This is a genomic window from Shewanella sp. 3_MG-2023 (genome assembly GCF_030548765.1).
Lineage (GTDB): Bacteria > Pseudomonadota > Gammaproteobacteria > Enterobacterales > Shewanellaceae > Shewanella.
This window is the reverse complement of sequence record NZ_JAUOSH010000076.1, coordinates 1-1,427: the sequence shown is the minus strand read 5'-3', so window position 1 is coordinate 1,427 and position 1,427 is coordinate 1. Positions and strand designations below refer to the sequence as shown.

General features: G+C 39.8%; 2 protein-coding genes. Both read left to right on the top strand.

From position 1 onward, the window contains the following. Window positions 1–196 precede the first annotated feature (196 nt). A complete protein-coding gene (locus Q4591_RS20035) occupies window positions 197–556 on the top strand; it encodes a DUF1801 domain-containing protein (protein ID WP_303462607.1) in 360 nt (119 codons plus the stop codon). A 103-nt stretch (window positions 557–659) separates the two neighbouring features. Continuing rightward, window positions 660–1,427: transposase (locus tag Q4591_RS20030; protein ID WP_303462609.1), on the top strand; the 768-nt coding region annotated here is incomplete at its 3' end.

Genomic DNA, 1,427 nt, shown 5'->3' with positions numbered 1-1,427 from the left:
CAGCATGTTAATAAACGGTGACCTTCCTACAGAGGACTTTCACCTCATTAGTTCATGCCCATGCTGGGCGTACACAAACCATTCAAGCAGGACAAATAACAGCTGGCTATTTGCTCCTTCGTCGCTTATTTTAGCCAACTATTATTTGCCTCTTAATGGGGCGTTATAGCTCTCCAGCATTCGGAGTATGAGGAATATGAATATTTCAACGAGCGACAAAGTAAACGACTTCCTTTCTGATATACAGTCCATATCCGCTGAGAAGTTTGATATAGTGATTGCAATAAGAGATATCTTCTTAAGGGCTAATGAAGAATTAGTTGAAGGTATTAAATATGGTGGTTTGGTCTTTAACGTGTCAGATACGTTAATTGGAGGGATTTATTCATATAAAGAACATGTTTCAATTGAGTTCAGTAATGGCGTGGACTTTATTGATAGTGATTCGATCTTGGAGGGGGGTGGTAAAAAGAGGCGGCACCTAAAGATATACGAAAATGACGATATCGTTCAAAAAAAGGTCGCGCACTTTGTTAGTCAAGCAGTGAAAAACTAAAGGAAATTATCAAATGGTTAATAACAAGGCCACCCATTCTAGTTGGCTAAATGTTAAACACTCTACTAGGCTTTAGTTACTGCTTAATATTCGGTAATTAATGATGGCCAGACCTAGAAAAACACTCGTGAGTTTAGAAGATACGCCTTACTACCACTGTTGTTCGCGTGTGGTACGTAAGGCATTTTTGTGTGGGTTTGATAAGTCGACAGGCGAAAACTTTGAACATCGCCGTGAGTGGATTGATTCACGTATTATTGAATTGGCGACGATTTTTGCCATTGATATCTGTGCTTATGCCGTTATGAGTAATCACTTACATGTCGTGCTTAAAGTCGATGTAGATAAAGCCAAAGAATGGTCTGATATTGGGGTGTTAACTCAATGGCATAAAGGCTTTAAAGGTACATTGCTGACCCATAAATTTGTTAAAGGTGAAGCGCTTAATGAGTTTGAATTAAAGACGGTTAATGATTGTATTGGGCTATATCGAGAACGTTTAACTGATATCAGTTGGTTTATGCGTTCCTTGAGTGAACCGATTGCGAGAATGGCCAATAAAGAAGATAAGTGTACAGGTCGCTTTTGGGAAGGGCGCTTTAAATCGCAAGCATTACTTGATGACGCAGCAGTACTCGCCTGTATGGCGTATGTTGATTTGAATCCAATTCGCGCTCAAATGGCTGCAACACCTGAAAGGTCAGATTGCACCAGTATTCAACGACGCATAAATTCAGCTATGAAAGGTGAGCAACCAAAAGAGCTACTGCCATTTGTAGGAAATGAACGTTTAGATATGCCTAATGGACTGATGTTTAGTGTTAAAGACTACATTGTGCTGGTTGAAGATACAGGGCGGATTATTCGAGAA